The following is a 24,796-nucleotide window of genomic DNA, read 5'->3' as shown; positions in this document are numbered from 1 at the left end:
TTAAATGACCGTAGAAAATATCAGTGTGAATAAGAGCTTTGGCGGCTGGCATAAGCAATATAGCCACCAGTCTAAAACCCTTAATTGCGCCATGCGATTTGCGGTTTATCTACCGCCTCAAGCGTCAAATGGTAAAAAAGTACCAGTGCTTTATTGGTTGTCAGGCTTAACCTGTACCGATGAAAACTTTATGCAAAAAGCCGGCGCACAGCGTATGGCTGCCGAACTTGGCATTGCGATAGTCGCACCAGATACTAGCCCACGTGGTGACGATGTTGCCGACGATGCCGGCTACGATTTAGGTAAGGGCGCTGGTTTCTACGTTAACGCGACTCAAGCACCATGGAACCGCCATTACCGTATGTATGATTATGTGGTGAATGAGTTACCACAATTGATTGAATCTATGTTCCCAGTTAGTGACAAACGCTCAATTGCGGGTCACTCAATGGGGGGACATGGTGCATTAGTGATTGCGATGCGTAATCCACAGGCTTACCAGTCTGTGTCTGCATTTAGCCCGATTGCCAATCCAGTTAATTGCCCTTGGGGCAAAAAGGCGTTCACTGCGTATTTAGGTCGAGATACCACAACTTGGGCTGAATACGATGCTAGCCTGTTGATGCGTCAAGCTACTGAGTTTGTACCAGCGCTGGTTGATCAGGGTGACGCCGATGATTTTCTTGTTGAGCAGTTAAAACCTGAAGTGTTAGAAGCGGCTGCTAGCATCAGTGGTTATCCTTTAACGCTAAACATGCAAGAAGGTTTCGACCATAGTTATTACTTCATATCTAGCTTTATTGAAAACCACCTGCGTTTTCATGCTGAGCACTTGGCTAAGTAAAGCAGCACTTTTACCTGCAAAATAGATGCAAAAAGCCGCCAATTAGGCGGCTTTTTATTACCTTTAAGAAGATTATTACCCTCGGGTAAAAGTGATTTGTATTTCAGGGTGATTATCATTAACTCTCAGGCAAATATAATACAGACAATGATTTTAACGCCTTTGCAAACAGAGCTTTGCCGAGCAAAATTAAGGTAATAACATGAGCTGGATTTTTCTTTTACTGGGTGTGGTGGCGGAAGCTTTGTCTCATGTGGCGCTAAAAGCCACAGATGGTTTTAGTAAGCCATTGCCTGCCGCATTTGTGTTATTAGGGCATCTGACGGCGTTTATCTTTCTAGGTCAGGCAATGAAAGGTATGCCCGTTGGTGTAGTGCATGCACTTTGGGCTGGCTTAGCCATTGTCACGGTAACGCTTTTATCTGCTCTGTTTTATCGCCAACATCTCGATATGACGGCTTGGGTTGGTATGGCGCTGGTGGCCGTAGGTGTGATGATGATTAACTTTTCACAGGGGCATACTCATTAGGGTTAACAGCTAAGGTTAAGTTATTTTGCTGGGACTGAATTTGGGTTGATTGTTTTTTGCGCATCCATTAATAACTGCTACAGTAGAGTGAAGTTGTAAGGAGATGAATTTATGCGTTTACTAAAATTAGTGTCTTTATTATTTATTCTTGTCTTAGCTGGTTGCGCCTCCAGTGAGGCGAGTAAAGAACGGATAGCTAAATATACCTTTCCAGAGCTAGAGCAGGTTAATTCGATAGATAATTTTCGTATGGATGGTTGGGAGAGTATCGATAGATATTCACTGATCCTTACCTCTCGACCCAGACAGAGTTATTTGCTGATTTTGGGTGGTGGCTTGAATGATCTTAACTTTGCCCAAGGCTTATTGGTGACATCTACTCTAGGCAAAGTTGAAGTCGGCTTCGATTCAGTGTCGACGGTGCAAGACCCCATGATGAAAGCACAAATAAAGCGGATCTATAAACTGGAAAATAAAGAGCAGAAGAATGCGATTAAGGCCAAAATTGAAGCCTTCGCCGACGAAAACTAATATTGGTTCATCGGCCTGAGTAACTGCTCGTATTACTCAATGTCTAAGCCTCTAATTTATTAGAGGCTTTTTTATGTTCTTTGTTTTCTATCTATATATTTATTGGTGTATTGCAAAGATGGCTACATTGATTTCTGCCTAGGCTCTCTGATTTGCTGCATGACTAGAAATGTTTTTTCACCTGAAAGCGCCACTCCCAACTGTTGACGTCGACGCCGCTAGTATAGGGCAGGCTTAAGTCTATATGGGCTACATTGCCGTAGCTGGATTTAGATGAATAAATTCTCGCGCCAATCCCGAAGCTACCGATAGGCGAAGACACTGCGTTATTTGCATCAGTGCCACCAAATGCGTGACCAATATCGGTGAAGATTGCCCAGCCGAGTTCGGCGAGTTGATATAGATTGATGTTTGGATAGTTACGGATCTCTGCGGTAAAGGCCCACTGATGGTCGCCATATTGATAGTCATTGGGATAGCCACGAACTCCAGTTTCGTCACCTAAAGCAAAGGGTTTGTCTAAGTAGTTATTTTGTGAGGTGCTGAGTCTAAGCTTAGAGTAAGCTGTCCATTTAGGGCTGAGATGGAAGAAATATTCTGCAGCGACATTGATTTGATAAAAGTCTTTTTGGTTGGTAGCAAATACGCCTTTTGCATCCATCTCTAATAAAATGAGCTGCTCATCGCCTTGATAACCACGACTAGAGCGCCAATCGACATGGTAGCCGACAGGCGAGTTGTCATTGAGATCTCGGGTTTCTAAGCCCAGCCTGAAGTAGTGTTGCCAGCCCAGATTAAAGTCTTCGTTGTAATTAATAAGATGCACATTGTTGAGCACTTTGAAATCATCTTGAAGATATTGATAGGCCAGCCAAGGGTAAAGAAAGTCTCTGTCTTGTGGCAGTTCTGAAGTGGGGTAACTATCGATATGTGCAAACTCATGCCGATCTTGAGTCACCCCAGCAATGATTCGAGACAGTTCGTCACTATTGCGGTCAACCAACCAGCCAAAGCGGCCATTGTTGTAAGTCTCGGTATGCTCAAACTCATTAATGTCCTGGCCGTTTTGTTTGAGGGTATCGACACGGTAATCATCTAAGTACTCGGCAGAGTACATGTGAGTGCTGTCTAAGCTGTAAAAAGGCTTTTCAAAATAAAGATATGTAGCCTGTCCATCGCTATTATCATAAAAGTCAGCGGCGATGGTAGCGTGTCTAATGAAATAAACTGGCGCCTCGATGGCAAACTTATAACCGGTTCGATCGGCATCTGATTGGTACTTTACGCGAGTTCGAATACCGTAGCCGAGCAAGTTATCTTCTTTGAGGCCGATAGAGAACTTACTCTCTCCACCGCTATGACTAGCACTAAAGGTCGGCAATAGTGACCAGTTGTCCCAAGTTTCAACCAGAATATTTTCACCTTCATCGGCAAGGTCGGCATCGGCGGCAGGCTGAGAAAATGTGACTCTGGCATCGCGGATATAGGCTTGAGCCCGCAGAAGTCGCTGTGCTTCTTCTAAGTCTTTTTGGCTGATTTTATCACCTTCTGAAAAGCTGAGTTTATCGCGAACCACCAAGTCTCGAGTGTTAATATGTAGGTAATTGGCCCAACGATGAATAAAAAAAGTTTCAGGATCGGATAGGTCAAAAATGTCATTACTCTTGATGACAATATTCTTGGTTTGTTTTTTTTGTTCGTAATCACCAGCATGCTTGTTATCGATAGCTGTGGTTTTATTTTCAGCAGAAGCGGCATCCGCATGGATGCTAAACAAGAATGCCAATGTCACGCTGAAAAGCCGTTTCATTCTATCCGTTATACTCCTTGGCGCGATCCACTAATTGCAACAAGTAACAAATTTGTAATACAAGGTAAGTGTAGATTACTCAAGCAATAACATGTTGATTTACTAAAGCTGAAAATGATGTGATGCAATAAAAAAGAGCGCCTATAAGCGCTCTTTTTCGGTATTAATTGCCGTTAATTATTACAAGGTGCGTCTAGGCGGCACCGCGACATTAGCAAAGATCAAGCCTGCGACAATGGACATAAAGATTAAGAAGATCTGAATACCTAAATGAGATTGGTTAAAGATAGTCTCACCTAGGATTAGAGTGTTGAGCCCAATATAGGTCTTGCTACCAGGGACTAAGATGACGATACCCTGCAGTAGAGCGATAGATGCGGGGGCTTTCATCCAGCGCGCAAATAAATTCGAATAGATACCTACGGCTAATGCACCAAAGAAAATGCCGATAGATTCGCCAAAATAGAGCCCCCCCAGCATGGCAGAGAAAAATGCCACAATCCCCGCCATAATTCCCCAAGGTGAGTCTTTCAACCTGGCTTTAAAGATAATCACAAGCGCCGTCGACAATATGGGCACCGCGGCCCAAATTCCCCATTGTGGTAATGATCCGGGGGGCACATAGGTGGTTTCACCAAACAAGGCTTTACCTATGGCCATACCCAAAATTACTCCAAAATACAGCTTAAACAGCAGCATAAAGGCGTCCATGACTCTAGCTGTACCAGAGATAAGATCGCGTGCGGCCAGTTCTGCTAAGCCCAGCGTTAGTGCTAAACCAGGGATAAAGATAATAATGCCTGACAAGATCACCACGGGAATATTAACCGAGGGGTCGACTTTAGCTATTCCGTACGCAGTAATGGCACATAAAATCGCGGCGAGGGGTTCAAGCATTTCGGCCATACGCTTAGAGCGCTCGGCGCGATAGACGAGGCCATAAACCATTAGGCCTAACATGCCAGACCAAAATACATCGTTCCAACTGGTGCCCATCAGCATTGCAAACGCTCCGGCTGACGTACCGAAGGCGAGCAGAGTTAATTTAGTGCCGTACGGGTTAGGCTTATTGGAAATTTCTTCTAGACGTTCAAGTGCTTCACTGAGTGTGCGCTGACCTGACATTAGCTCTTCGACTAATTCATCAGTCCTAGCGAGAGAACCTAAATCGAGTTCACCTGGGTTAACTCGAGCTACGTGGTTATATTCTTGGTCTTCGTCGTGTTGCAATACAAAGGTCATTGCCGTTGGCGATATTAAAAAATAGCCTTCGATCCCAAGCACATTAGAAACACCCTGTAGGTGGGTTTCTAAACGGTAGGCTGGTGTGCCAAATTTATGCAGTGCTTTACCGAGTCTAATAATAAAACGGCGCTTTTCTAAGAACTCTTGATTATCCACTATGATATTCGCTATAGGTGACTTCAGGATTATTTTTATATTAAACAGCGGTTTAAACTGTTTTCGTTAGTTGTTAGTCGCAGCTATTTATTTGTCATAATTTGACGAGCGCATCTTACCCTATTTGAGTTAAAAAAGTTGCCATTTATTTACATTATGTTCTGCAATTGTAATGCTATGGTTTTGTGTGCAAAATTTAGCAGGATATAAAATGCCACTTGCCGTATCAGGGTTGTATGTAAGCCTTACTGCATTACTCGTGATTGTGTTGACTTATAGAGTAATAAAGCTACGTCGCGCTCATAAGATTGGTATCGGTAGTGCGGGCAATGAAGCCCTCACCTTAGCTCAGCGAGTACATGCCAACCTGCTTGAAAACGCACCCATAGTGTTGTTGTTATTAGTGGTTGCAGAGATGAATGGTACAAGCGCTCTGTTATTACATCTGTTTGGTACCGTGTGGATTATTGCGCGCTTGCTCCATGCTATTGGCTTAACTCAAGGTCAAGGTGGTTATCATTTGGGTCGCTTCTGGGGGATGCTGCTGACTTGGGCGGTGATGATAGCTCTGGTGGTGGTGAATTTACTGGCTTTTGCCTCAAGTTTATAACGCTAAGGTAATACCAGTTTAAAGCCAATATACCTTGTGGTATCGACGTCAATGCGCCGAGAGTCAGGCAGAGTAATACCCACAGCCAAATTATGGGATAAGAGGCTATACTAAAAAAAGCATCAATTTGATGCTTTTTTAGTCACACCTTGCAGGCGTAGCCTGTTATACTCCGCGTCCCCATAGTGAGAGTGGTATGGGGTGCGATATCCGCGTAATTTTTGTATTTCAGTTAGGCTGCCTAATCCATGCAAGTAGAATCCACGTTATTTACCTTTCCAAAATATCGTTCAGAGCTAACAAGGCCTGCGCCATTTTTGCCTATGTCTCGCAAAGAGATGGCAAAGCTCGGCTGGGATAGCTGCGACATTATCATCGTCACTGGCGATGCATACGTGGATCATCCAAGTTTTGGTATGGCGGTTATTGGCCGTATGCTTGAAGCACAGGGTTTTAGAGTCGGTATTATTTCGCAGCCCGATTGGTCAAACAAAGAAGACTTTATGAAGTTAGGTAAACCTAACCTCTACTTTGGTGTGACCGCTGGTAACATGGACTCGATGATTAACCGTTATACGGCTGAGCGCCGTATGCGTCATGATGATGCCTACACTGCAGGAAATATCGGTGGCAAGCGTCCCGATCGCGCGGTAACGGTTTATACCCAGCGTTGTAAAGAAGCCTTTAAGCAAGTTCCTGTCGTGATTGGCGGCATCGAGGCCAGCTTACGCCGTATTGCTCACTATGATTACTGGTCTGATAAAGTGCGCCGCAGTGTGGTTTTAGACGCTAAAGCCGATATCTTGGTTTACGGCAACGCCGAGCGTCCTTTGGTGGAACTGTCGCACCGCTTGGCAGCTGGTGAGCCTATATCTGAGCTGCATGATATTCGTGGTACCACAGTGATCCGTAAAGAGCCGCTGCCTGAATGGAAAGGCATGGACTCGCGTAAAATCGATCAGCTACATAAGATCGATCCTATTCCAAACCCGTATGGCGCCGATGACGTAGGTTGTAAAAACCTGTCGGGCCCAACGGATGAAAAGATTTTTGACAATGACGCGCCAAAGGCGGTCAGTGTTCAGCCTGCTAGGCCTAAGCCTTGGGAGAAGACCTACGTATTGCTGCCAAGCTATGAGAAGGTCTCAGAAGATAAATATTTGTATGCCCATGCATCGCGTATTTTGCACCAAGAGCAGAATCCTGGTTGTGCGCGAGCGCTGTTTCAAAAGCATGCTGAGCGTGCGATTTGGGTGAATCCACCTGCGTGGCCACTGAATACCGATGAAATGGATGGTGTGTTTGATCTCGCTTATCAGCGTGTACCGCATCCATCGTACGGTAAAGAGAAGATCCCTGCCTACGACATGATTAAGACTTCGATCAACATCATGCGAGGCTGTTTTGGCGGCTGCTCGTTCTGTTCTATTACAGAACACGAAGGGCGTATTATTCAGAGTCGTTCGCAAGACTCTATCGTTAAAGAAATTAAAGACATTCAAGAGAAGGTGCCGGGCTTTACCGGGGTGATTTCTGACTTGGGCGGCCCTACAGCCAACATGTATCGCTTAGGCTGTACTAGCGTAAAAGCCGAGAGTACCTGTCGTCGTCTGTCTTGTGTATTCCCGTCGATTTGTGGCCACTTAGATACCGACCATCAAGCGACAATTGATCTGTACCGCGCGGCGCGTGATGTACCGGGTATTAAAAAGGTATTGATTGCCTCGGGTGTGCGTTATGACTTGGCTACCGAAGATCCGCGTTACGTGAAAGAGTTGGCAACGCACCATGTGGGTGGTTATCTGAAGATTGCTCCAGAGCATACCGAAGAAGGCCCGCTGAATAAGATGATGAAGCCGGGTATGGGCACTTACGACAAGTTTAAAGAACTTTTCGATAAGTACTCACAGGAAGCAGGCAAGAAGCAGTATCTGATCCCATACTTTATTTCGGCGCACCCAGGCACCACTAATGAAGATATGGTGAACTTGGCGTTATGGCTAAAAAGCGAGAAGTTTAAGCTGGATCAAGTGCAAAACTTCTATCCATCGCCAATGGCTAATGCGACCACGATTTATCACACTGAGCTGAACTCGCTGAAAAACGTTAAACATACCAGTGAAGAAGTCTCAGTGCCTAAGAAAGGTCGTCAGCGTAAGCTACATAAAGCCTTGCTGCGTTACCACGACGCAGAAGGTTGGCCGCTGATCCGTGAAGCGCTTATTGCCATGGGCAAAGAGAAGCTGATTGGTAATGGCCCTAACTGTTTGGTACCGGCAGAATCTCGCCAAGAGCGTGAAGCTATTCGTAATAAGAAGAAGCTCAATTCCCAAGATGACGGCAAAGGCAAAAAAGCCTTTACTCGTTTCTCGGGCGATCAATTTGATGATCGTAAATCTGGTCAGAGTAAGTCAGGACACAATACGTCGAATGGCAATAAAGCTGCTGGCAAAAAGCCCGGGCAGAATAAAGCTGCTCAAGGCAAGCCGGGTCAGAACAAATCAGGTCAGGGGGTCAATACAGCGGCTAAACCGACTGGTAAGCGCCCACCTAAGAAGAATGCTTGGGGAACCACACCAAAACATCAAAGGTAAAGCGTCAATGCTCTAAGCTGTGAGCAGCTTACGGTAGCTAAATAAACTAAAATAAGGGAATATCTTATACTGACAGGTATAAATATTCCCTTTTTAATGGGTGCGAAAATGACGCAACAGACAAACGATAATATTGAATATAGTGACGAGAGCTTTTGGCTGAAGGTAAAACTGTTTGCCAAGAAAGCGGGTCGTGAAGTGATCGATAACGCCCTGTGTCTCTATTATGCGGCCAAGCGTCCAGACACGCCTAAATGGGCTAAAACAGTGATTTTTGGTGCACTAGCCTATTTCATTTCGCCAATCGATGCGATACCCGATTTGACGCCTATAATGGGATTTTCTGATGATCTCGGAGCCTTGGCTGCGGCGCTAGCGATGGTATCTATGTATGTAGATGATAATGTCAAAAACCAAGCCGCAGAGAAGGCCACAGCTTGGTTTGACTAGCATTAATATAGAGAAGCCTCACCCTCTGGGCGGTTCTTAAAGCGTCTATGTAACCACATATACTGGCTCGGTTGCGCCATAATCGACTCTTCAACAATCTTGTTGATAAAACACGCCCCAGCATGTTCATCACCCTTGGGAAACTTATCTATCATTGGCTCTTTAATGGTTAAGGTGTAATGGCCTGTATCGTTATCGCGTACAAATACCACTGGCACTATGGCGCAGTTAGTATTGTCTGCTAACAGGCTAGTTCCCGTTGTAGTACAGGCGTTTTTTACTGCAAATAGCGGCGCAAATGTAGAACGGCGGCGACCGTAATCATGATCTGGTGCGTACCACATAAAGGCACCATCATTGAGTGACTCGAGCATAAACTTAACGTTCTTACGATGGATTAGCGTATGACCACCTTGAGAGCGGCCTTTCAGTTGAAAGTAATCAAAACATGGGTTGTTGTTAGGGCGATATACCGCCATGCCTTGCGTATATCGGCCAAATGCACGACCACTAAGCTCAAGGTTGAGTGAGTGCACAGCGATAAGCAGTGCGCCACGTCCTTCCGCTTTTAGCTTGTCGATATGCTCCATGCCAACCACTGTGGTGTGTTTAGCAATGCGTTCATTGGACCAAAACCAAGCCATGCCCGTTTCGAGCAGGGCTAAACCGGTATTTTCAATATTCTGTTTGGTTAACTTTTCACGCTCGGCGTCAGGCATGTCTGGAAAACATAGCTCAAGGTTACGCTTAATTGTGCGCGTGCGACGTTTCATAAAGCTAAGTACGACGCGGCCGAGTAGTTTGCCTAAGCGAATCTGAATCGTGTAGGGCAATAGGCTGCAAAGATAGCTAACGCTAATGATTAATAACACACACCAATATTTGGGATGTAACATTGCGAGCGAAAAGGTTGGGACTGTGTACTTACTCATGAGGGGTTGAGCTTTTAGTGATACTGAAAAATGTCGCGCGATTATACGCGATGTTTAACCATTGAGCTCTTTCTATATTAGATAATTCAGCCGCAGTGAATATGCGGCTGATAAGATAGATATTTTAATTTAATCTAGCCTTGCCAAGTTAGGTTAAAGTCGTACCTAAAGCCGATAGTGACCGAGCGGTCGTCATCATGATTATCATAACTTTTGTCTAGATACTCGAGGTGAACTCGCACGTTGTCGATAGGGTTCCATTCCAGTGTGGTATTAAAGCCATCATAGTCGGCAGAGGTGATATCGTCGATACCGTCTTTAAACTGGAAATAGCCTAACTTAATTTTGTAATCATCAAAGATTGGATAGGCTAAAGCTGTATCTAAGGTGCTACCACTGCGATCTTTATTCATGCTGCCAGCATCATAGTTATATTGTTTATCTTGATAGCTCGCGGCGAAGTACAGGTCGTTACTAAAGGTATACGCCACGACGCCACCTACGGTCTTATCGTCACCTTCGACCCCTTGCAGATCGGTTGTGTTTTGAGTGACATAACCTAAACCAATATGCAGTTGCTCGATGTCATAGCCGACACCGACGTTCACCATATCGGTGGCATCATCACCGTTATCACCATCAAATTGAGCGCCAGCCATCCAAGTGAAGTCACCGGTAACAAGTTGGTAGGTTACAAAGTTATCGACAAAAAATGGGCTTTCATGATCGTAAGCAAAAGGGCTGTTGCCATGGTTAAAGATATCCACATACTCGGCCACCAAGGTGTACTGGGCTGGGCGTTGCTTACCTATACCGATTTGGCCATAAGGTGAGGCGATAGCGGCATAGGCTTGGCGTGCCTTACCAAAGTCGCCTGAGTTAGCGATATCGACACTCCATTCGCCTTGAGCGATAGCAGTCCAACCGTCTGCAAACTCTGTGCTGGCTTTAATTCCCACCCGAGAAAGTGCATCACGCACATCCCAGGTCTTATCTTGGCTATCGTCGAGGTAACTCAATGTCGGGCGAATAGAGCCATAGAGGCTCACTTGGCTATTTTTAAACTGTGATGGTGCGGCGTTGCCTTCGAGTTTGGCGATACGTGCCTCAAGTTCTGCATTGGTGGCAGAGTCAGCGGCATAGGCATTGACGCAGCAGAGGCTAACGGCAATCGCCAGCAGTGATTTGAATGTGTTCATTAGTGTATTTCCCTATATTTCGGCTGCAGCAAGTTGCCCTCTCTAAAGGCTAGAGTTGGTGCAGAACGAATAAATGTGATGGTGTTAACTGCTCACCAGCTTTGGGGCTGGTGAGCAGGTGGTACAGTTTTAGCTGGAGTGAATTACTTCAGCTCTTTGAACCAGAGGTTGTGGTGCTGTTTAGCCCAGTTTTCATCGCAATAGCCAGAGGTCATGTTGGACATGCCACCTTCTGACATCACGGTTGCCATAAAGATGTGTACGACAGAAAATGCGGTAATGATAATGGTTGATACGATATGCACTAACAGCATGGTATTGGCTGTGTTCTTGGTGACAACGAAAGTCTCTGGGTACATCATGGTGAGTCCAGAGATCACCATTAGGGCGCCAAATAGGGCAAAGACCCAGAACCATAGTTTTTCACCGGCATTGGCAAAGCCTGCATCCGGGTGATGTTTCTTACCCGTGTTGAGGTAACCACCCAATACTGCAAACCACTTAAGATCATAGCTGGCTGGAATTTGCTTCGGTGCCCACATTAAGATCATCAGTATGTAACCTAAGATGAATGGGAACGCCATCAGCTCGTGCAGTCCGCTCGATAGCCCCACCAGTGACGCCCAGCTAGATTGGTTCATGCTTGGTTCTAGGTACAGGCGGCCACCTGCTAGTACTAAGCCGGTTAGGATTAAGAAGATACAAGCGATGGCACCTAGCCAGTGCACACTGATACTTAAACCCGACCAACGCTTAATTAACTTGCCAGAGAAGCCGTCATCTAAGCGTGAAATACCATTAACTACGATGAAAATGATAAACAACGCGATGACAGCAAATAAGCTGGCGTAAACTAAAAACGCGATGGTGTCAGTCTCAGCTAAATAACCTAAAACGGTTTCGTTGGCCTCTTCAGGGAGTGATGCGGGCAGCTGTAACTGAGGATCAGTAGGCATGCCGCGTAACTCTGGAATATCGCCAGCGATAGCTTCGACCTTAATAGGTTGCCACTGTTGTGGCTGCAAGCTTGCTTCATCAGCCATGGCGGCCGTTGAGACAAACAGGCTGATCACAATAAAACTTAACCATTTTATTGCTCTGTTCATAGGTAACTCCTTTGGCGACTTAGGGTCGCCTCTTTTGGCTTTCCTGTGCATAGCATCATTAGATGCTGCAAGAGAGCCTGATCCTGATGTGTAATAGATTGGCTTGATGTCAGTCTATTCATGCAGTTGTTTAGTGATAAAAAGTTGCAACTCAGTGGCAAATTCGAGCCAGAATGCCAGCTTGGCATGCTGCTTAATGCCTTCGCAGAATGGATTAATCCATAGCCCTAGGTGCTTATTAACAAACTCATCTGCCATGGCATCGAGTTCGTTGGCGGCATCTAGGTTCTCTGCTTGTCGTTGCTCACTTGCAAGGGCGTGCACACAGTAAAGAAACTCCAATTCGTTACCAATAAAATCGGCAGGTTCATTGAATTTATCGTCGATGACTAAACCTATCTGTTGATAGAAGTCAGCCACCTCGACAGTTTCATCTGTGTTCATGACATGGTTTCCGCTGCGGTATACGCCCTCGTAGGGGGCAACTAACAGCTTATATGGGCCGATACACATGCGGTTGAAGTCAAACTCCAGTTCCGATGGGTCTTCGACAAACCGCTTAGCTTCAGTCAATAGTGGACTCTGTGGATTGCTCGATTCTAGGTAAGCGATTAATCCGTTAAGTGCTTCTACTTCTGATGGAAAGAAGATCATCGATTTAAAGGCAAAGTAAGCCGTTGCCATCGGACCATATTGGTTTGTCATTATGCGCGTTCCTTAATAATCACCATGTTAGGTTTCGTGATGCAGTCGCCGTAACCAATGCCCTCTTTGCTGGCAGATGGCTTCTTAAGCACTTCGTCAATGTTGCCAACTTGGATACACTCCACTGGGCAACCGTGGACGCACGCAGGCTGCATACCGCGATCGAGTAACTCGACGCACATGTTGCACTTATCTGCCTTACCGTCGTCTTCACGAATGCTGACAGCAGAGTAAGGGCAAGCGCTGGCGCATAGACCACAACCGGTGCACTTCTCACGATCTAACACCACAATGCCATCATCACGTACGTGGTAGGCTTTTGCAGGGCAAACCATTAAACAAGCTGGGTTTTCACAATGCATGCAAGAGTGCGATAGCCACACATCGATGGCACCGTCATCACGCTTTACTTCATAGCGGTCGACTTTACGAAAGCGGTGGTTTTCTGGTAATTCATTGTGAATTTGGCAAGCCACAGTACAGGCACCACAGCCGACACAGTTCTCTTGTCTGAAGACAAAGCCTACTCTTTTGTTCATCGTCATCATTTACTCCTTAGGCTTTTTCTAGCGCGACATTGGTCGAGTGGTAGGCCGAACAGCCGCCCATATCGGTTAACTTGTCGGTGGTTAAGTTGTTGGTACAGCTAGCTTTGCCGTATGGATCCATGCGGCGCCAGTTGTTCTTCGGTGCCATAACGGTACCGCGGCCAACTTGCCCGGAAACCTGAGCTGTGAAGAACGCCTCACCTCGGTGGTTGCTGAGTCTAACTCTGTCGTTATTTTTAATGCCTAACTCTTTCGCATCTTCGGTATTGATCTTGGCCAAGTATGCAGGGAAGTTACGGATGTATTTAACGTTGTAGAAGGAGCTGTTAGCGCGCTGCGGAATTGCAGGAGATAGCATGCGGAATGGTAGCTTCTTCTCTTCAGGGATCATCTCGTCTTCAGGCAAGCCGAAGTCGATAACGGGGTGGTAGCCTGCGTCTTTCATCATTTGCGAGTAGAACTCGATCTTGCCACTGTCCGTTTTATATTTACCATCGCCAAAGTAAGGACGTTGATCGTAGACGGTGACAAATTTGTCTTCGATGATCTTCTCGTAGGTGATGTTGTTGTGTCTAAATGCAGGTTCGTCAGTATCGAGGAAGTCGCGTAGGATCTGCTCGTAATCGACTCGCATCTCTGGGTGATAATCTAGCCCCATATGCGCCGCTAACTCTTTAAAGAAGATCCAGTTATCTTTAGATTCACCTAAAGGCTCGATCACTTTCTCAGAAGTTTGCATGTGATAGCAGTTGTAGTCGGTACCCATGTCTGGGAATTCAAACTGCGTGGTTGATGGCACGATAATATCGGCAAGTTCAGCGGTATCTGTCATTAAGAAGTCATGTACCACTAGGAATAGATCATCACGCATTGCCCCTAGGCGACAAGCATTTGAATCTGGTGCAACCGAGACAAAGTTACCGTTATAGTTAATCACGGCTTTAATTGGCTTGATCGGTTTGCCATAAGCCGTTGGATTGGTTGGATGAATCGCTTTGGCGATCTCAGTCATATTCACGTGACCCACGGTATCGCCGTTAGGGTGAATATGGTCTGCACGGCCTTTAGAATAGTTAAGGCTGTCATCGGCTTGGGTATTATCATAAATAAAGCCGTTACCAATCTTACCGTATTGACCCGCGACTGCGTGCATCATGGCGATGGCGCGAGACATACGTGCACCGTTGTAGTTACGCTGCATACCGTAACCTAAACGAATGACAGAAAGCTCTGATTCACCATAGACTTTGGCAAACTCGAACATTTTCTCTCTTGGAACACCGGTAACTTGCTCGATCTCGTCATAGCTCATCTCGTCGAGACGCTTGAGCAGATCTTCATAGCCAAGGGTGTTGGCTTCGATAAACTTCATATCGGCTAAGTCGTTATCGACTAGGTATTTCATGATACCGGTTGCGAGATGGGTGTCGGTGCTTGGCTTAGGCTGTAACCAGATGTCAGCTTGTGACGCGATAGGCGTACGCATAGGGTTAACCACTAACAACTTAGCGCCTTTGTCACGAGCTTGGTTAATAAACTTGATGCCGTGAACGTTAGTGGCAGTTTCGTTTTGACCCCAAGAGATATAGCAATTGGTGTAAATGTTGTCGTATGGATCGGGTCCTTGGTAAGTACCTGTAACAGACTTTAGACCTTCATAAGCGGCGAAAACACACACTTTACGATCGAGCTTACGAGCACCGACTGCGTTAAAGAAACGGCTAGGTCCGCCGTATTTACCGATAACGCCTTCATGGCCCGAGTAGCTGTATGGCAAAATGGAGTCAGCGCCATGCTCTTTAATGATCTGTTGTAAACGGCTCGCAATTTTTGCATAGGCTTCATCCCAACTAATGCGGCGCCATTTACCTTCGCCTTTTTCACCCGCGCGTTCCATCGGGTGCAAAATGCGATCGGCTGCATAGGTATACTGCACGTAGGCATGGCCCTTAACGCAAGGAGATGTCCCCATTTTTTTCATCTCGGATGCGCCTTCGACATAAGTCATACGGCCATTTTGTACAGTAAACTTCAACAGGCAACGGTCGGCACAGTTTCGCTGACAAGTGTGATAAACGATTTTTCCTTCTCGTTTTAGTAGTTTGTCCGGTGCACCACCGCGTTCAGTTGCATTGGCAATGCCTGGCATTAAGCCAGACAAGGAGCCGACAACAGAACTAGCTCCAACTCCCTGCAGGAAGGTGCGTCTGTTAATTTTCATATGTTTTCCCCATCTTGATAGTGTTAGTTCACTATTTATTTTTGTAGCAAAGACGACATTAATATTGCTCAGCGAGTGGGCCTGCTTCAGGCGTAGCGGGTACTCACTGGGTTACACACAATTTTTATTTTTAAAACTCCTCTAACTGCAAACTCAGAACTCCCATCATTCTGGGTTCGACTTTCCCTATTGATTGAAACTAAACACTAGTCTTCACTGGCTAGACGCCACTCTCTCTCAAGGCCGCAAATAAGCTTGGATTTAACCCAGTTAAATGCTGCCGAATGGTTGGTATTACCAAACAATACATAGTTACCAATTTCGCGGTTTTCTCGGCGACGAATTCGACACTTTTGCGCTAACTCTTCGGGCAATTTGACGTAATCGATATCGGGTAGCATATTGACGAATTGACGGGTGAACTGATTACAACTCAGAGTAATGGCATCGCTTTCACTGAGAAGGCGCATGGCCGAAGCTAAACTGTCGGTGTAGCCTTCAACTTCCATACACAGATCTTTTTCTCGACATAGGTTGACCAGCAGTGGGCAGCTGAGATCATCGTAGTTATCGATCTCTAAGCAGGAGTAACGGGAGAGGTTTTCGAGAGTGATTGCTTGGCTTAAGACTGGATGATTGCGTCTAGCGAGAATATAAAGGCTATCGGTTTCACTAAACATTTCGTAGTTGAGGTTCTTACCGTTAAATCCCTCATAGACGACGATAAAATCCATATCACCATTGGCCAACTCTGTGGTGCAATCATGGGTGAGAACTCGGACATCGAACCTGAGATTTGGCGCTTCCGTTAAGATATCGTTGCGCACCACTTTTTGCACCGCATAGACAAACTCATCGTAGGCGTGGATAACAAATTGCCCTCCCGATTCAGCTGGGGTGAATACCGAGTGTTGCATCTCTATTTTTTGGTACTGCTCTACGAGACTCTTGGCCATCGGAATGAGTTGGTGAGTTTTTTCTGTGGCAATAAAACCGGAGCAGCGTCTTATAAAGAGTGAATCTTTAAATGTGTCTCTTAATATTTTTAATGTACGGCTGACGCCAGATGCTGTCATGCCTAATTCATTTGCAGCCTGATGACTTTGACCATGTTCATATATAGCAATAAATACTTTTAATTGGTTGTAATTTAATTGGTCTATTTTGTTCACGGTGAATTCCGGCTGAAATATATTGGTTAATATAATCTATATATGAGTTTTTATATGCAGTGTTGTAAGTCACATTTTTAATAAGCTTATTTTTGTATATTTGATATGGCTCTCGTGTTTTACATTTTAATTTTAGCAAATTGCAGTTTGTGATATTTGCTATAGATATATCTGTAAACAGTTTTGTGAAAGGTTTTTCACTTATTAAGTGGAACGATAGTACAGTTTGTTTAGAGAGCTGTGTCTTGGTAACTATTTGTTTTTGATTTCTTTCTTGTTGCGTTATGTGATTTGTGTATTATTTTTAATTCGTAGTACTTAGATGTTCAGCATTGTTTTTTAGATTTGGATTATTGTTTTTTATGGATGAAAAACCATCTCTAGATTTTATTTCATAAAAATTTAAATTATTTTCCTATTGTGATCTTTCGTTGATATTCGTTTTTTAAATTAAGCCTTTGTTTATAACTTTATATTTTTGAGTGTATTTTAAATATAAAGTTTTTATACGTGATGCCAGTAATCTTTGCTGTATTCATAATAAGGAATAATTATGTTGGATAGACGTTCCATTTTAAAAATGGCTGCTGGTGGTGCAATGTTAACATTGATCCCCAGTGCTCAACTTCAAGCTAAAACTCCAGGTAAACGGTTGGCGATGGTGTTTGATGTTCGCCGTTGCACAGGCTGTCTATCTTGTACCGTTTCCTGTGCGATGGAAAACCAAACTGATGTGGGGCGTTGTCGTACCCGAGTCAATCAGGCTGCGATTGAAACCGAAACGGGCTTAGCCACATTGGCACTACCAAACCAGTGTAACCAGTGTGATAACCCAGCTTGTGTGTATGTTTGTCCCGTTGAAGCGACCTATAAGCGCAAGGAAGATGGCATTGTGGTGATTAATCATGATGAGTGTATTCATTGTCAGCTTTGTGTCGATGCCTGTCCTTACGGAGCTAGACGTAAAGATGAAACCCTTAACTCTCCACCAGAAAAGTGCAACTTCTGTATTCACCGTACATCGGCAGGATTACTGCCTGCATGCGTAGAAACCTGTATTGGTGAAGCGCGCAACTTTGGCGACCTTAATGATTCCACTAGCAAGGTTTCTCAATTGGTACGCGACAATAAGGTGTACGCCATGTTGGCCGACGCTGGCACTAAGCCGAATATTTTCTACATAGGTTTACCTGAGCAACCTCAGGATAAACAGATCTTGTCACTTAATTTCCTCGAATGGCAACGCTAGGAGCTAATAATGGATAGACGTAAATTTTTAACCCAAGCGGGCGTTGTCTCAGTTGCGGCTGCCACAGTGGGCTGTGGTGAAAAAACGCAGCCAATACACCCTGCACGCAGCCAAGATGTAAGCTGCTTTGGCCACCCGATCCCAGCGGAATGCCAGCAAGATGCTAATGGTGATTGGCAGCTAACACCGGGTGTGCGCACGGCATATTCACGTTGTTTTAGTTGCTACAATATTTGCGGCTTACGCGTACGTATTGATGATAAGAATGACAAAATACTCAAGGTGGGCGGCAACCCATATTGTGAAAATAACTCTGGTTCACCATTGCCAATCGACACCAGTGTGAAGCAGAGTTATATCGCATTAGCGGGTGAGAATGGCCTTAAAAATCGTGCAACGACTTGCGCCAAAGGTGCCAGTTGCGCCGATTCAGTAGATGATGAGCGCCGAGTCACTCAGGTACTTAAACGTGACGGCAAGCGTGGTGAAGGTCGCTGGGTAACCATTAGTTATGAGCAGGCGCTGCAAGAGATTTTACAAGGCGGTGATCTGTTTGGTGAAGGCCATGTTGAAGGGCTGCGTAGTCTGCGCCAGCTCGATAAGCAAGTTAAGCCTGGCTTTCCTGAATTTGGCAGCGCGGCTAACCATCTATTTGCGACTTATTGCGCCGAAGATACTTTGCGTGGCAGTTTCTATGCGCGCTTTATGCAGCAGTCTTGGGGCACAAGCAACTTAGGTACTAAGCACGCCTATTGCGGTGCGGCGCAGGCGACAGGCTATAGCTTAGGCATGGCAGCAGGCTTTGAAGAGTGGCTCAACGATGTTGACTGGGAAAATGTCGAATATGGCCTATTTATGGGAACGAGCCCGGGTTCTTCAGGTGTCAGCCTTAACCGTGTTGGCCGTGGCTTGGCCGATAGCCGGGTTGATAGAAAGTTTAAGTATGTATGTGTCGATCCGTTACTGCGCACCACGGTGGCTGCCGATACCAATGCTACTTGGTTAGCGGTAAAGCCGGGCCAAGATGCGGCATTCGCCTTTGGGGTTATCCGCACCATGCTGGAGGAAGGTTGGTTTAACAAGGTTCACCTAGAAGGCGCGAGTGAGAAAGCGGCCAAAGCTGCGAGCGAGCTTAATTATACCAATGCTGGTCACTTGGTGGTTGTCGATCCTAAACATCCTGATTACCGCCGTTTCGCTAAGGCGAAAGACTTTGGTTTAGGTGGTGATGAAGCCATTATTGTTAAAGCCGGAAGTGATACCTTGGTGGCGGCAGAGTCTGGCAACAAGGCAGAGTTATTTATCAGTAAGACCATAAAAGATAAGTCGGGTCGTAGGGTGAAGTTAGCGTCATCGCTTTATCTATTACGACAAGAAGCGCAGCGCACCAGCATGCAAGAGTACGCGGCTAAGTCGGGGATTAGTGTTGATGCGATGCGTCAAGTGGCTAAAGATTTAGGTCAATATGGCCGTAAAGCCTGTGTGGCAGGCAATGGTGGTACTAACTCATCGGATGGTTTTGTGATGGGCTGGATCTGGGCAACCCTAAATACCTTGGTGGGCAGCCACGATGCTAAAGGTGGCGCTATTTACGGTAATGGCCCAATTGGCGGCATGGAAGGCCGTTACGATCTGGCGAATATCGATAATGGTGTCAGCCTAGATGGTGTGGTGAATGCCTGCCGAGATGGCGCCTATGAGTCATCAACGGAATATAAGCAGAAGGTCGCTAAAGGCGAAAACCCATACCCTGCGAGTACACCTTGGCATGAGGTGTTGCCCGCAATGAATGCGGCAGAGCAATGGACGAGTCACGCTAATAACGATCCCTATCAAGCTAAGGTGCTGTTCAATTGGCGTAATAACTTCCTTTACAGCGCTGCATCGATTAGCCAAGAGGTGGTTGCTAGTATTGCCGATCCTAAGCGTCTGCCTTTGATTATCGGTATCGATTGCCATATGAATGAGACCAATCGCTACGCCGACTATTTCATTCCTGATCGCTCAATGCTTGAAGAGTATGCAGCCGACCGTATGTGGGGCTCACATATGCTAGGGGTGGTGGCTGCTGCCCCACTTGTTACTCCAAGAACCGTGAAGAATGCCGCGGGTCAGCACGTTTGTATGGAGCAGTTACTCGTTGATATTGCGCTGGATATGCAGCTCCCTGGATTTGGTAAGGGCGCGATTGCCCATGCTGATGGTAGCAAAGCCGATCTGCTTTGCTTCGAAGATTGGCACGCAAAATACCTCGCAAACGTGGCATCTCAGTGTGAAAACCTGCCGACAGTGACAGCAGAAGACAGACAGTGGGCTGGATTGGATTATGCTATGAAGCCGCTTACGCCAAGATTGACTGCGACTGAAGCTCGTGAGGTTGAAGCACTATTATCCCGTGGTGGCTACTATGTTGCCGATGAGCGCTACGATGGCGACTTTATTAAAGGCGCGGGGCCAAAGTGTCTGCAGCTTTACCATGAGGCGGTAGCGCAGTTGCGTCATGCGTATTCAGGTGAACACTATCCGGGCAACATTACCTATCACGAACATAGATTCTGGAATGGTGATAGCTGGGATAGTCACTGGCCAGCATCTGAGTATCCGCTGCTGTTTTCAAGTTACAAGGCCACGGTGCGCTCAAATTATGCGGTAGCTTATAAGCGCATCGCAGAGATCAGCCCGACCAACTTTGTGTTTATGAATGAAGAAACTGCCAAGCAGCAAAACCTAAAAGACGGCGATACCGTAAGGTTAGTGACTGCTAATGGCAAACCAGCTACAGGTCTATTGCAAACTGACTTTGGTGTTGCACCGGGCGCAGTATGTGTATCCCACGGATTTGGTCACTCACAAGGCTTTGGCGGTGACGACAGGATCATCAATGGCGAGAAATTAGCGGCTCTCAAAGAGCGAGCGGGGGGGGTGGCGATCAATCAAATGATCCCTTCAGATCCTACCCGTAAGCAAACTGCGAGCATGTTAAACGATTACTGGACGGGGGCTAACTGCCGTCACGGGATCCCTATCCGCGTGGAGAAAGCGTAGAGAAGGCGAAAGCCGTATTTACAATGCCTCCTTTTTATAGATACGCGCTATGAAAGAGGCGAAGATATATCCAAAACTTACAGCAGTCCACATTGAAAGGCGATAGTGGGGTTGTTGAGGTATTACCGTTAGGTGTAACTGACAAGCTCGATAGATTTTTATGTGTTTGTCAGGGCTGGCGGTAGCTCCTGTGTGGCGTTTGCAGGAATATCGCCTTGATCACACTCAATTCGTATCATCCTGCAATCTTTCCCCTCGGCATTGTTTTCGCTGAGGGGACTTTTCTACTCGGTTAAGTCTAAAATCACTTCAGCTAAAATTTATCTCTTTGTGATAGTGTTAGTCACAAATCATCGGAGATAATAATGAAAACAATAAAATACTCACATTTTGCGTTAATCGCAGCAGCAAGCTTTGCAACACCTGCGTTGGCAGTGACTTCGGAGCAAACTGCTTTTTTTGACAACTTATCAGCCCACTGCGGTAAAGCCTTTGAAGGTACGGTGACGGCGGGTAATAGTGCAGACTCTGCGTTTAGCGGAAAAAAGTTGGTGATGCATGTGCGTGAGTGCAGCGATACCGTGTTAAAAGTGCCATTTCATGTTGGCGATGACCACTCTCGCACTTGGGTGATCACTAAGACGCCTTACGGTTTACATCTCGCACACGATCATCGCCATAAAGACGGTAGCGAGGATAAGGTGACTATGTATGGCGGTATGACCGCTGATATGGGCAGTGATACCGAGCAGTCCTTCCCTGTGGATGCCTACTCGATTAATAATTTTAGAGAAAATGGCTTAGATGTGTCGGTGACGAATGTGTGGCACATGTATGTTAAGCCGCAAGAGTTTACCTATCGCTTAACCCGAGAAAACCGCGATTTTAGAGTGGATTTCGATCTGACTAAGCCTGTCGATTTGCCACCTGTACCTTGGGGTCATAAATAGCGGACTCAGCTTTGATGTGTCTAGGTTCTAGTTTTTAATTGCTAGAACCTAGAACCTAGAACCTAGAACCTAGAACCTAGAACCTAGAACCTAGAACCTAGAACCTAGAACCTAGAACCTTCTTGTTCCTTACTTCTCTTCAAAAGTAAAAGATTGTCCTGCCAGTGCGGCTTCAAACATTAGTCCGCCTTTGGCAACAGTAAACACTGCCATACCATTGATATAAGCTGCTTTAGCTGCTCCTTTTCCCGCACCCGCAGAGTTACCAGTTGTGCCTGCTTGCGCATTGGCACCTATAGTAATGGCTACGGCTGAAGCTTGTGCGCCAAACTCGAAACTACCACTGGTAAAGTCTTTATAGGCGGCTTCATCTTTAAAGAAGATGATCTCGCTGTAGGCTTGTCCGCCTAGCTGAAAACCAAAAGAAAGCTGGGTTAAGCTGGTATTGCCAGTATAGCTACCGCCTCGATAGACTTGACCTTTTCCGTAAGCGGCACCAATACCTATGCCACCTTTTCCTACCGTCGGAAACAGTGCGTAGCCATAGGCTGTATCGAAGAATTTTTGGGTTTCATTAGCTTGTTGAAAAGTGCTTTTAGCTTGCGCATAAGCGTCTTCGGCTAGTGCTTGCGGTGCTATCAGTACACTAGCAAGTAGACATAAGCTAGCGGTGATTTTCTTAATAAAACCTGTCATTAATCTCTCCTAATCTAGTTATCTGGCTAAACCTTAGCATAGCGTTACTGAATAGAAAGTGAATACACTTAAAGTCGTTGCTATGTCCAAAATAAAAGCGCCAACAAGGGCGCTTTAAACATAACTTAAGCTCGAGTGTTTACTCGACAGGCTTGCCTAAAACGTAGTGTTCGAACCACTTCTGATCCCACTCCATCTTGGCTTTACGATGTTGGTACTTGCTTAGTCCGTGGCCTTCACCGGGATAAACCACTAACTCTACAGGTACATTTAGGTAGTGGTGTAGCGCGCGATATAAACCTTGTGCATGCCCTAGGGGGACGCGCTGATCACCTTCACCTATGTGGATTAAGGTCGGTGTTTTGATCTGATCGGCATAGGTTAGCGATGAACCATGGTCATAGGCTTTAGGCTTTTCCCAAGGAAGGCCTTCCATAAAGTTGACCACATGACCAGGTGTATCTTCTAGCATCCACTGTAGGCGTTGATCGAATACACCTGCGCCAGAACTGGCGGCTTTAAAGCGATTATTCGTACTAATAATTGCATTGGTGAGGTAGCCACCATTACTCCATCCCATTACCGCCATCTTGTCGCCATCGACAATACCGTCAGCGATGAGTTGATCGACACCCGCCATAATATCTTTGACTTCGATATCGTGTTCGCGGCCGACGAGATCGGTTAAGAACTTATCGCCATAGCTAGTAGAGCCACGGTAATTGGGTGATAGTAATGCCCAGCCCTTAGCGGTGAAAGTTGAGCGACCATAGGATCTATGCTGAAGCGCATAAGGGGTGGCAGAAGTTGGGCCGCCATGAATCTGGACGATTAATGGCAGTGGACCATCTTCCTTATTATAGCCTGCTGGTAGATCTAATATGCCTTCAACCACAGCGCCATCGGGCGCCGTCCACTTGACGATAGAGACTTGTGGCAGCTTCCAGCTATCGACTTGTGGGTTGATATTGGTGAGACGCTTAGGCTTTGCACGGCTGCTGTTCGCGTCGGCGATAAACATATCGGAGAAATGATCTAAACCGTTGTGGCTAAAGGCAACGGACTTGCCATTTTGGCTAAAGCTATAGCTGCCGATAACCATATCCCCCGGGATCACGGTGCGAGTATCGCCCTGCTCACCATCATCGATTTCAGTACAGAACAGTTTGACGCGTCCATGATCGGCGCCGCGGTAGCAGATCTCATCGCTATTGGGGCGCCAAGTCAAATCGCTTGATGTGAGGGTGACATCGCCAGGACGGGTGATCTCTAGTGATGGCTTGTCGGTTGATTTAGCATTAGCGATAAATAGTTGACCTGGGTGACCATCGAAATCGATTCTAAAGGCAAGCTCAGTGTTGTCTTGCCATGCTAGCCCAAGTAGCCAGCCATAAGCTGAGGGCGCATTATCTCGCCACTGAGTGTCTGCTAGCACACTATTTTGTTTGGTTTTAGTATCAAAAATCTCAACGTCTGACCAACCTTCTAAAAACACCAGTTCATTATCTGTGGTGGTGATGCGGGCAATTTTACTGCCATCTTGGCTGACCTTAAATTCCCACACGACTTTGTCATCGTCTAAGATGAGCTTTTGTTTGAAATGCTCAAGGTCGAGTTGATATAGCGGATTGGTTTTTTGTTCACCGTGGCCATACTTGGGGGCACTGTGATTGGCACGCATAGCTGCCCACTGATCTTTATCAGTTGTAGTTTTAGTGGCAAGAAAATATAAGCTTTTGCCGTCTTGGCTAAGTTCAAAGCCATTGACGCCTTCAACTTCTTTAGTCATAGGCTGGCTATCGCCAGTATTGACAGATAAACGGAATACCTGGGTTTTACCGTTGAAAGGCGCCTTTGCACCTTCTTGCTTTATTTTACCAAGGTAATAGACATACGCACCATCTGGACTCCATTGAGGACTAGATTCACTCTCGTTGGTGAAGGTCATGCGCTTGGATTGACGAGATTTAGTGTCGAGCAACCATAAATCACGTTGGCTTTTATCGAGTTCTTTGTCCCAGCGAGATTCCAACCAAACGGCTTGTTTACCATTTGGACTAAGAGTCACTGAGCCCATGTTACCGATATCGAAGAAGTCATCTATGGTGATGTCGTGAGTTCTATCTGCCGCCATGGCGGAAAAGCTGCTGCTGACTAGCGCGGCAGCAAGCACTGATAGCCTGTGTACTTTATTCATGTATTAG

At 46.0% G+C, this 24,796-nt stretch carries 20 protein-coding genes; 9 read left to right on the top strand and 11 right to left on the bottom strand.

What is annotated here, in order from left to right:
* Positions 1-4: 4 nt before the first annotated feature.
* From fghA to Q1A86_RS17075, 3 genes are all read left to right on the top strand, one after another.
* The gene (gene fghA, locus Q1A86_RS17085; RefSeq protein WP_299809152.1) at positions 5-844 is read left to right on the top strand and encodes an S-formylglutathione hydrolase; all 840 of its coding nucleotides are present in this window, start codon (positions 5-7) and stop codon (positions 842-844) included.
* A 202-nt stretch (positions 845-1,046) separates the two neighbouring features.
* Positions 1,047-1,373: a multidrug efflux SMR transporter gene (locus Q1A86_RS17080; RefSeq protein WP_299809149.1), complete on the top strand. Its 327-nt coding sequence runs from the start codon at positions 1,047-1,049 to the stop codon at positions 1,371-1,373.
* Positions 1,374-1,484: 111 nt separating this feature from the next.
* Positions 1,485-1,904, top strand: coding sequence for a DUF6491 family protein (locus Q1A86_RS17075; protein WP_299809146.1), 420 nt, complete (start codon positions 1,485-1,487; stop codon positions 1,902-1,904).
* A gap of 163 nt (positions 1,905-2,067) precedes the next feature.
* Here Q1A86_RS17075 and Q1A86_RS17070 read toward each other — a convergent pair whose 3' ends face one another.
* Positions 2,068-3,714 (bottom strand): hypothetical protein, encoded by a 1,647-nt coding sequence (locus Q1A86_RS17070; protein ID WP_299809143.1) that lies wholly within the window; start codon positions 3,712-3,714, stop codon positions 2,068-2,070.
* A 180-nt stretch (positions 3,715-3,894) separates the two neighbouring features.
* Positions 3,895-5,115, bottom strand: coding sequence for a threonine/serine exporter family protein (locus tag Q1A86_RS17065; protein ID WP_299809140.1), 1,221 nt, complete (start codon positions 5,113-5,115; stop codon positions 3,895-3,897).
* 211 nt (positions 5,116-5,326) lie between these two features.
* Here Q1A86_RS17065 and Q1A86_RS17060 point away from each other — a divergent pair, with 211 nt between their 5' ends.
* The 3 genes from Q1A86_RS17060 (at position 5,327) to Q1A86_RS17050 (ending at position 8,769) form a co-directional block, all read left to right on the top strand.
* Positions 5,327-5,725 (top strand): MAPEG family protein, encoded by a 399-nt coding sequence (locus Q1A86_RS17060; protein WP_299809137.1) that lies wholly within the window; start codon positions 5,327-5,329, stop codon positions 5,723-5,725.
* 248 nt (positions 5,726-5,973) lie between these two features.
* A complete protein-coding gene (locus Q1A86_RS17055) occupies positions 5,974-8,319 on the top strand; it encodes a YgiQ family radical SAM protein (RefSeq protein ID WP_299809134.1) in 2,346 nt (781 codons plus the stop codon).
* Positions 8,320-8,427: 108 nt separating this feature from the next.
* Positions 8,428-8,769 carry a YkvA family protein gene (locus Q1A86_RS17050; RefSeq protein ID WP_299809131.1) on the top strand — a complete coding sequence of 114 codons (342 nt, stop codon included), beginning with the start codon at positions 8,428-8,430 and terminating at the stop codon, positions 8,767-8,769.
* 2 nt (positions 8,770-8,771) lie between these two features.
* Here the strand turns inward: Q1A86_RS17050 and lpxL are convergent, their stop codons facing one another.
* From lpxL to Q1A86_RS17015, 7 genes are all read right to left on the bottom strand, one after another.
* A complete protein-coding gene (lpxL, locus tag Q1A86_RS17045; protein ID WP_299809128.1) occupies positions 8,772-9,701 on the bottom strand; it encodes an LpxL/LpxP family Kdo(2)-lipid IV(A) lauroyl/palmitoleoyl acyltransferase in 930 nt (309 codons plus the stop codon).
* Between the two features lie 134 nt (positions 9,702-9,835).
* Positions 9,836-10,900: a porin gene (locus tag Q1A86_RS17040; RefSeq protein WP_299809125.1), complete on the bottom strand. Its 1,065-nt coding sequence runs from the start codon at positions 10,898-10,900 to the stop codon at positions 9,836-9,838.
* Between the two features lie 143 nt (positions 10,901-11,043).
* A complete protein-coding gene (locus tag Q1A86_RS17035; protein WP_299809122.1) occupies positions 11,044-12,006 on the bottom strand; it encodes a formate dehydrogenase subunit gamma in 963 nt (320 codons plus the stop codon).
* A 114-nt stretch (positions 12,007-12,120) separates the two neighbouring features.
* Positions 12,121-12,711 carry a molecular chaperone gene (locus Q1A86_RS17030; protein WP_299809119.1) on the bottom strand — a complete coding sequence of 197 codons (591 nt, stop codon included), beginning with the start codon at positions 12,709-12,711 and terminating at the stop codon, positions 12,121-12,123.
* Positions 12,711-13,256 carry a 4Fe-4S dicluster domain-containing protein gene (locus Q1A86_RS17025; RefSeq protein WP_220769183.1) on the bottom strand — a complete coding sequence of 182 codons (546 nt, stop codon included), beginning with the start codon at positions 13,254-13,256 and terminating at the stop codon, positions 12,711-12,713. The genes Q1A86_RS17030 and Q1A86_RS17025 overlap by 1 nt, the downstream gene beginning before the upstream one ends.
* A 10-nt stretch (positions 13,257-13,266) precedes the next feature.
* Positions 13,267-15,480, bottom strand: coding sequence for a molybdopterin-dependent oxidoreductase (locus Q1A86_RS17020; protein WP_239892543.1), 2,214 nt, complete (start codon positions 15,478-15,480; stop codon positions 13,267-13,269).
* Positions 15,481-15,686: 206 nt separating this feature from the next.
* Positions 15,687-16,652 (bottom strand): LysR family transcriptional regulator, encoded by a 966-nt coding sequence (locus Q1A86_RS17015; protein WP_239892542.1) that lies wholly within the window; start codon positions 16,650-16,652, stop codon positions 15,687-15,689.
* Positions 16,653-17,205: 553 nt separating this feature from the next.
* Here Q1A86_RS17015 and Q1A86_RS17010 point away from each other — a divergent pair.
* The 3 genes from Q1A86_RS17010 (at position 17,206) to Q1A86_RS17000 (ending at position 21,896) form a co-directional block, all read left to right on the top strand.
* Positions 17,206-17,901 carry a 4Fe-4S dicluster domain-containing protein gene (locus Q1A86_RS17010; protein ID WP_299809111.1) on the top strand — a complete coding sequence of 232 codons (696 nt, stop codon included), beginning with the start codon at positions 17,206-17,208 and terminating at the stop codon, positions 17,899-17,901.
* Between the two features lie 9 nt (positions 17,902-17,910).
* Positions 17,911-20,946 (top strand): molybdopterin-dependent oxidoreductase, encoded by a 3,036-nt coding sequence (locus tag Q1A86_RS17005; RefSeq protein WP_299809109.1) that lies wholly within the window; start codon positions 17,911-17,913, stop codon positions 20,944-20,946.
* A 365-nt stretch (positions 20,947-21,311) separates the two neighbouring features.
* A complete protein-coding gene (locus Q1A86_RS17000; RefSeq protein ID WP_299809107.1) occupies positions 21,312-21,896 on the top strand; it encodes a hypothetical protein in 585 nt (194 codons plus the stop codon).
* A gap of 129 nt (positions 21,897-22,025) precedes the next feature.
* On the opposite strand, the gene Q1A86_RS16995 is transcribed toward Q1A86_RS17000, so the two are convergent.
* Together Q1A86_RS16995 and Q1A86_RS16990 are read right to left on the bottom strand one after the other, a co-directional pair.
* A complete protein-coding gene (locus Q1A86_RS16995) occupies positions 22,026-22,592 on the bottom strand; it encodes a lipid-binding SYLF domain-containing protein (RefSeq protein WP_299809104.1) in 567 nt (188 codons plus the stop codon).
* Between the two features lie 139 nt (positions 22,593-22,731).
* On the bottom strand, positions 22,732-24,789 hold the full coding sequence (locus tag Q1A86_RS16990) for a S9 family peptidase (protein WP_299809101.1): 2,058 nt from the start codon (positions 24,787-24,789) through the stop codon (positions 22,732-22,734).
* Positions 24,790-24,796 lie beyond the last annotated feature (7 nt).

It is taken from the genome of uncultured Shewanella sp., assembly GCF_947497935.1.
Classification (GTDB): Bacteria; Pseudomonadota; Gammaproteobacteria; order Enterobacterales; family Shewanellaceae; genus Shewanella.
This window is presented reverse-complemented; position numbering and strand designations above follow the sequence as displayed.